The organism is Paenibacillus zanthoxyli JH29, from assembly GCF_000520715.1.
Taxonomy (GTDB): domain Bacteria; phylum Bacillota; class Bacilli; order Paenibacillales; family Paenibacillaceae; genus Paenibacillus_AQ; species Paenibacillus_AQ zanthoxyli.
The window spans coordinates 1-8718 of the sequence record NZ_ASSD01000579.1 but is presented as its reverse complement, the minus strand read 5'-3'; the positions used below and the strand labels follow the sequence as shown (position 1 = coordinate 8718).

3 protein-coding genes are annotated in these 8718 nt (G+C 53.3%); all 3 read left to right on the top strand.

The window, feature by feature from the left end; all coding sequences use genetic code 11:
* Positions 1–2224, top strand: a 2224-nt coding sequence (locus L691_RS0122455; RefSeq protein WP_025692545.1) for an SDR family NAD(P)-dependent oxidoreductase, incomplete at its 5' end; no start/stop codon positions are given.
* Between the two features lie 17 nt (positions 2225–2241).
* Positions 2242–3420: an MFS transporter gene (locus L691_RS0122450; protein WP_025692544.1), complete on the top strand. Its 1179-nt coding sequence runs from the start codon at positions 2242–2244 to the stop codon at positions 3418–3420.
* A partial coding sequence (locus L691_RS0122445; RefSeq protein ID WP_025692543.1) for a type I polyketide synthase occupies positions 3417–8718 on the top strand: 5302 nt, incomplete at its 3' end. The genes L691_RS0122450 and L691_RS0122445, both read left to right, overlap by 4 nt.

The window sequence follows — 8718 nt, the reverse complement described above, 5'->3', positions numbered from 1 at the left end:
GGAGGGGCTGCCGCGGCTGCCGAAGAATCCGAACGGCAAGCTGGACCGGAAAGCGCTGCGGAACCAGTTCGGCGGATCGGGTAATCCGGCGGAGCCTTTGGAGAATCCTCATCTCATAGAGGCCAAAGAGGAGGGCACCCTTCCGCTGGCGCCGGCGCAAAGCTGGCTGATGAATTATTTTGAATCCCCGTATTGCTGGGCGGGCTTTACCCGGTTTGTATACAACCGGCCGCTGGATTTGCAGCGGTTCAAGAAAGCCGCCGCTTTACTGAACCAGCGTCATGATGTGCTGAGAAGCGTCCTGGTGCAAAAGGACTTCGGATGGGAGCAGCGTTTTCTTACCGGAGAACTGGACAGCAATGTGGATTTCTACGATGGCACTCACATGGAGGAAGCCCAAAGAAATGAAGCGATTGAAGCAGCTCTGACCGAAGCGATCAAGGGATTGCAGGTTGACCAGTGGCCTTTATGGCGAATTGTCGTCGTTCAGATTGCAGAGTCGTCGTACGATATTGCGGCGGTTGGCCATCATCTGATATCGGATGTGATTACCAATCAGCTGTTGGTCCGGGAACTTTGGCAGATTTATGCCGGGCTCGGTCCGGAAGGGCAGCACGCGCAGCTTCCGAAGCCCAATGCATATGCCGATTTCATTCAGGCCGTACAGGAACAAAAACGGGTTCATGGCAAAAGTTATGCGGATTACTGGTCTTCCCAATTTCCGCCGGAGTCCGCGTTCAAGCTTCCCGCCGATTTTATCAAGGGGCCAAACGATGAGCAGTCCGCAAGGCTTGTCCGCTTCGAATTTGACAAAGCACAGACTAGGGCGATACTGGGTCAGGCCAAAAAGCACTTCGGCAGTAATGTATATCCAATTCTGCTGGCTCCGCTTTACCGGATGCTGGGCAACCTCTTTCAGCGCCCGAAGGTCATTGTCAGTCACCGGGTGCATGGGAGAGAACTGGGAAGCGAGCAGAGCTTTATGCAGACGCCCGGTAATTTTGCCGTCAATTTTCCAATGGGCATTCATGTGGAGCAGGATAGCAGCTGGCAGGAACTTGTCCGCAGCATTCGTCAAAGTCTGGAGGAGGTTCCGCTTGGCGGGGTGAGCTATGATCTCGTCTCCGAGAATTTGCCGATCTACATGTACCCGGACGTCAAACTGACTCCGATCAGGGCCAATTATCTCGGAAACCGGGATATGCCGAAGCTGCCGGGCTTTGAATTCTCGAAGGAAGGGCTGGACCGCCGGTTCGCATTGCCGGAGCAAAAAAGAATATCCGTCATTGAGTTCTTTTTCTCGATCGAGGATGGCAAGCTGGTTGCCGAGATTGAGTATTCGTCCAATCTGCATGCCGCAGCAACGATCAATCGCCTGGCGGAGCATTACACCGAAAATATGCTGAACCTGCTCTCGTCGATCGAATCGCCGGTACCGCAGCTTAGACCAAGAGAGGGAGAACTGTCCAATAAAGTGGCCATTGTGACCGGTGGCAGCAAAGGCATCGGACGGAGCATTGCTGAATCCTTGGCCCGGGAGGGAGCCGATATTGTTCTTGTATCCAGATCGGCTCAGCAGCTCCAGGAAACGGCCGACGCGATCCGCAAGTTAGGTGCGCAGGTTCTGGCGATATCGGCTGATGTCAGCGATATTTCAAGTGTGTATAAGGCCGTAGATCAGGCCGTGGAACGTTTCGGCCATATTGATATTCTGGTCAACAGCGCCGGAATCACCGGAATGGGGGCGGCAGCCGATATGAGCCCCGAGATGTGGAACAAGATTATTCAAGTGAATCTGCTGGGTACGTATCACTTTTGCTATGCGGTTATCCCGCATCTGCTCAGACAGAAGCAGGGCAAGATCATCAATATCGGCTCCGATTCCTCGTTTATCGGTTATCCGATGATGAGCGCCTATGCGGCATCCAAGCATGGTGTTCTCGGATTGACCCGGTCTTTGTCGGAAGAGCTGAAGAACAGCAATATTCAGGTGAACGCGCTTTGCCCGGCGCTCGTGGATACCGATATGGCCCCCGCAGCGTTCAGGGGAAGAGCCATCCCTCCGTCCGGAGTTGCCGATACGGCGGTATTCCTGTCTTCGTCCCGCTCGGATTATATTACCGGCGAAGCGCTGCAAATCTATGGCAAGCAGGATATGAACTGGTTCGGAGCACAGCAGATGCAAATGCTGCAGGCTGTAATGCGCAAGCAACCATCATTGTAAAAGGGGCCTAATCGAAAATGGAGCAACAATCGGGCAAACTTCATGAGCTCCTTGGCGGCGGCAAAGGGATCATTTACAGCATTGCCCTGCTGGTGGGGACTTCTATGGGTGTCATTAACCCGCTTTCCACCACCCATATGACCACTAACCATGCAGATGAAATTTGGATTGGCGTCATTTCTTCCTCCTACTTTTTCTTTATGGCGCTTGGTTCGCTTTTTGTGGACAGAACGATGAGAGGAAGCAATGTGAAAAAGGTCATTACGACAGGTTTGCTGCTCACCGCCGTGTGCGGGGCCCTGTTCCCTCTGTTCACCCTGAATGGGATTTGGCTGGGGCTGATGTCTTTGATGGGGATTGGCATTAGCTGCAATATGGTGGGGATGCAGACGGCGCTGCACAATCTTTCGGATGCGAAGAGTCTGGGGATGGTCAACGGCATTTACAGCTTATGCTATGCCTTGGGGCTAATTGTCAGTGCGGCGCTTGCACCGCAGGTATATAGCTATACAGTATGGCTGCCGTTTGCTTTCAGCAGTCTATGCCTGATACTTGCTGCGGGAATCATTCATTTTAAGCTACATGGCGTATTGATCATTCCCGGGCGTGCCAGGGAAAAGGTCATTTCCAAAATCAAACCGGGGCTCTTCGGCGCCTTCGTTTACGGGTTCAGCGAGACGATTGTGGTTTCACTGTATCCCCTCTATTTAATAAAGGAGCATGTCGCGGTTTCCGAGACAGGGTATGCCCTAAGTATTTTTGTGGTCGGCAGCATTGTCGGCCTGCTTCCATTAACCTACCTGGCCGACCGGATGGGACGGAGGAAGTGCCTGGCTTTATGTGTGCTTCTTTCCACTATAACTGTGGTCGGCATCGTGTCCGTGTCGGATTTATCTCTTAAAATGCTATTTTCCTTCGCCGCCGGGTTGATGATCGGACCGCTGTACCCTCTCTCAATGGCACTTGTGGTTCAAGATTTGCCGCAAAGCGAGAGGTCCTCGGGGAACGCGTGGTTCACGACCTTCTACGGCTTTGGTTCGGCGGCGGGGCCGTTCTTTTCCTCTGTCGTCATGGATATTTGGGGGCATCGGCATATTTTTACGGCAAGTCTATTGCTGTTTGGCTTATTTCTGACCCATATGTTTGTGACAAGAAAAGGTTCAAAAGTACGATTAGCCAAGGAGGAAATGTTGTGAACAGAATCAAAAGGAAGGGTAAAGAGAAGCTTTCTATTCTCAAAGGGAAAAGCGTAACCGGTAAATATGCCAAGCTCGGAAATCTGGCGAATGCCCTTGTTCAAGTGGCAGGCAACCCGGAAAGAGGCATCACTTTTATCCAAAATGATAACTCGGAGTTCTTCCTTTCGTATCAGGCGCTCTTGGAAGGAGCTACCCGCCGCCTGGGGGGGCTGCAGGAACAAGGGTTTAAGCCGGGCCAGTATGCACTCATCTTATTAGAAGACAGCAAGGAGTTCATTCTGACTTTCTGGGCTTGTATCCTTGGCTGCATTATCCCTGTTCCGGCATCCTACCCGGCTTCCTCCAAGGTAATCAATACCTCGCTTAGCAAGCTGCTGGCGATATGGGAGGTCCTGGAGCGTCCCCGGATTCTATCCGACCGCAGTCTTCTTGAGGCGCGTGAAGAAATGGAAACCACTCTCGGCATCAGCGGATTGCAGATTCTTGAATCCTCAAGCCTGGATCAGGCGCAGCAGGACGGAATTCTTATGTTGGCAGACGCCCATTCTCCTGCGTTTATCCAGTTTAGCTCTGGCAGCACGAATATACCTAAGGGAACGATCCTGACCCATGACAACCTGCTAATAAACATTGAGGCCATTATAACCAGCAGCCAGATGTCGGATAAGGACCGTTCCCTTGGCTGGATGCCATACCACCACGATATGGGGCTGATCGGCTTTCACCTCTCTTCCTTGGTATTGGGCATCAATCAATTCAATATGACGCCGATGAAATTCGTCAAGCGGCCGACCCTGTGGCTCGATATAATCGACAAGCACCGGATCACCTTTACCGGCTGCCCCAATTTCGGACTTCGTCTCGTTTCCAGCAGGGTGAAGGAGGAGCAGCTGGGCTCCTGGGATTTAAGCTCACTAAGATTGCTCTATAACGGCGCCGAACCCATTTCAGTCAAAACAATGTGGAAATTCATGGATAGATTCGCAAAAAGCGGATTCAACAAGAATGCGATGTATCCGGTCTACGGAATGGCCGAGGCCTGCCTGGCCGTAAGCTTTCCTGTCCCGGGAGAGGAGCCTTTGGTTCACACGCTGAACCGCGAATTGCTGGCGGGTGAATCGCGCGCCGAGGCCATTGACGAGGACGACAAGCGGGCAACTTTAATGGCCGATGAGGGCTATCCTGTGGTTGGCATGGAAATCCGGATTGTTGAGGATGAAACGGGGGTTGTCGTTCCCGAGGGAACGGTGGGTGAAATTCAGATTCGCGGCCGGAATGTCACTTCCGGTTACATCAACAACCCTGAGGCGACCGCTAAGTCCTTTCAAGACGGCTGGTTAAAGACCGGCGATACCGGCTTTATTTTGAACGGGCGTTTAACGGTCAGCGGACGGATCAAGGACATTGTCTTCGTTAATGGACAGAACTTTTTTGCCCATGATATTGAAGCGGTCATTGAAGAACTGGACGATGTCGAACCCGGGAAAATTGCCGTTTGCGGTTGGCATGATGAGGAAGAGGGAAAAGAAAAGGTAGGGCTGTTCTCTACCCAGCGGCTGCAAGAGAAGGACGTAAAGCCAGTCTATTCCAGAATCCTTCGCCACATCAACGAGACGATAGGTATTCCTGTCGACTACGTCTCGTTCATCCGCTCCATTCCCAAGACGACAAGCGGCAAAGTGCAGCGATTCAATCTCGTCGGGTCATTCAAGAAGGGCGAATTTCAGGATAAGACGTATCCGGCCTCTTATTTTACCGCTGAAGCCAAACCCAAACCGCTCGAACCGGAGAGAAACCCGGGCGTCGAAGCCGCTTCCGGAACATTTGCGGAGAACATTCGGAAGATATGGGCGTCTGTTCTTCATAAACCGGTGGAAACCATACCGTACGATGAGCCCTTCCTTTCTTTGGGAGGTACCTCGCTGAAAGCAATGCAGGTTCTGGGGGCTCTTGAAGATGAGCTGTCTATGGAGCTGACGCATGATCTGTTAATCAAATGCCGTACCGTGCGTGAAATGGACGAGTACCTTGCCGCCTGGGTTAACTTAAAAGGAAGCCCGTCCGAAGGCCGGAAAGAGCAGTCGGCTTCAAATAGCGGGAAGTCCGGCGGGGGAGATATTGCCGTGATCGCGATGGCCTGCCGCTTCCCGGGGGCTTCAAGTCCTGAGGAGTTCTGGCACAAGCTGGTGCAGGGAGAGCAGTCTATCGGTGAAGTGCCCGGCAGCCATTGGAATATTGATGACTATTACAGTCCTTATCCGGAATTTGGCAAGACCTATTGCCGTACAGGGGGCTTTCTTGACAATCCCTACGGCTTCGACGCCAGCCTGTTTGGCATCTCCGAAGAAGAAGCGGCAGTGATGGACCCGCAGCAGCGGATGGTCCTGGAAATGACTTACGAACTGATCGAACGGGCGGGGTATTCCCGGCAGCAAATGAGCGGCAAAAAGGTAGGGTTATTTGTCGGGGCGGGAGGGAATTCCTATTTCGAATACCATCTGAGTACCTTGAACCGGATGAAGCTGCAGAGCTTTGACAGCTTCACCGTGCTCAGCAGTGAACAGCAAGAGCAGATTATGGAGGAGTGGAGACGGAAGCTGGGAATTACGGGCGACCATTCCAATCTGCTGGTCGATAATATTATCAATATGATTCCGTCGCGCACCTCGCAGGAATTCAATTTCAAAGGGCCGAGCATGGCCGTGGATACGGCGTGCTCGTCGTCGCTGGTCACCCTTCACCTTGCCGCCGATTCCATTCGCAGAGGAGAGTGCGAATCCGCGATAGCTGGGGGAATCTCTCTCCTGCTGACGCCAACCTCGTATCAATATTTCAGCAATGCCGGCGCTTTATCTGCCAGCGGGCGCAGCAGCGTCTTTGATGCCGACGCCGACGGCTTCGTGCCCGGAGAAGGGGGCGGGCTCGTGATGCTCAAGCCCCTTGAACAAGCGCAAAGAGACGGAGATTCGATCCTGGCGGTCCTAAGGGCCAGTGAAATCAACAACGACGGCCATTCCATCGGTGTAATGGCTCCGAACCCTGACGGTCAGAGAGAGTTAATTGAGTCCCTCTATCTGCGGAACGGGCTGAATCCGGCGGACATTCAGTATGTGGAAGCCCATGGAACGGGCACGAAAATCGGCGACCCGAGCGAAGTCAGAGCGCTGGATAAAGCCTTTAAGCGCTGGGGGCTTGCCGCGCAATCAATTGCCATTGGTTCGGTAAAATCTAATATCGGACATCTGCTCGGCGCAGCGGGAATCGCCAGCTTTATCAAGATCGTCATGGCCCTGCGGAACAAAACGATGCCGCCGCAGGTGAATGTCATTCAACCGAATCCGATGCTGAAATTTGAGCAGACCCCTTTCTATCTGCTCCCTGAAGCGAGCGAATGGAAAGTGGCGGATGGAGCGGCCAGACGGGCGGCCATTAACTCCTTCGGCTTTGGCGGCACCAACAGCCATATGGTCGTTGAAGAGGCGCCGCAGGGACATCCGATAAGCAGGGAAGCGTATCCGGAGCGGCCGAAGCATGTTATCGGTCTGTCCGCTCATACCGCTTCCGCGCTGGAGCAAAAAAAGGCGGATCTAGCGGCCTTTCTCGAACAATCCCATGAGTATTTGCTCGCGGAGATTTGCTATTCGGAGAACGTGACGCGTACGGCACTGCCGCACCGTTTCCATGCGGTAGCGGATTCGGCCCAGGACCTGATCGGCAAATTGAAGCTCACTTCGCAGGGGCCGGTCCCGGCTTTGATTTCGCCGAAGATTGCGTTCATGTTTACCGGACAAGGCTCGCAGTACGCAGGGATGGGCAGAGCTTTATATGATCAGCTTCCCGCTTTTCGTAAAATTGTGGACGAGTGCTCGGAAGCCTTCTATCCCTATCTTAAGCTGAAGCTGACCGACTTGCTCTACGGCGCGGAGGCCGATAATCAAGTTCTTGCGCAGACGAACATCACCCAACCGGCCGTCTTTACGATGGATTATGCCTTTGGCAGACTGCTGCTGGATTTGGGCATCCGGCCTGCTTACCTGCTCGGCCACAGCATCGGGGAATGGGCCGCCGCTTGTCTCGCGGGAATCGTCAGCCTTGAGGATGCGGCAAGATTGGTAGTCGCAAGAGGCAAATTAATGAGTGAGCTGCCGGCGGCGGGAGCCATGGCTGCGGTATTTACTTCAGCCAGCAAACTTGATGATTTACTGAAGTCCTTTGAAGGTTCCTTGTGGGTCGCCGGATACAACGTCACACATCAGGTTGTGTCCGGAACGGCGGAAGCGGTGGAAGCATTTGTGTCCGCACTGCAGACGCAGGGAATCGGAGCCAAGAGACTGAACGTTTCCCAAGCCTTTCACACGCCGCTGATGGAACCGATGCTGGAAGCGTTCAAGAAGGAACTGGAAGCCACGGTGTTCCACGCTCCGCGAATTCCAGTCATTTCCAATGTGAGCGCCGAAGTCATTCAGGAGCCGCCTACGGCGCAGTATTGGATGCAGCATATTCTGGATGCTGTAAAGTTTGAGCAAAGCATAACTTACGCGATTGACCAGGAGGTTACGATTCTGGTCGAATGCGGACCGGACGCTATCCTTGCCGGGATGGCCGGAGGCTTGCAGCACGCAAGCAAACCGCAGGTGCTCCATACCCTTAGCCGCAAGAAGGAAAACTGGGAGACCTGGCTCGGTGCGCTCGGGCAATTATTTTCACTTGGAGCCAAAATCAATTGGACGGCGATGGAGCCCGATCATGTCTACCGTAAAGTGGCGCTCCCGGTCTATCCTTTTGAGCATAAAACGTTCAAGCCAGACTTTGGAGCAGGCTCCGAAGCTTCTTATGCCGTAAGTGGCAGCAGCTTGTTCCATGAATGGCAGTGGAAGCCTGCGGCCCTTGAGAGCAGCGCCCGGATAAATGAAGGGGCCGTGCTCGTATGGAACGGGAACCTGGAGATCGGCGGGGAGCTGGAGCGCCTAACGGACGCTGAGCGAAACCCGGTCTACTATGTTGCTTCCGGCGATAAGTTCCGCTTCGATGGCAAGCGCAGCTTTACCATACGGCCGGGCAATGCGGAGGATTATGCGGATTTACTGGAACAGGTGCCAGGCAAGCTATCGGCTGTTATCCATTTATCCAACTACCTGCAGGATGAGCTTCTGACTGAAAATCTGCTGACTGACAATAGCATGAATGAAAATTTCTACAGTCTGCTTCACTTAGGACAAGGAATAATCCGCCATGGACTCAGCCAGGTGCAGCTTGTAGTCGTTACTAATAAAGCTTATAAGCTGCCGGCAAATG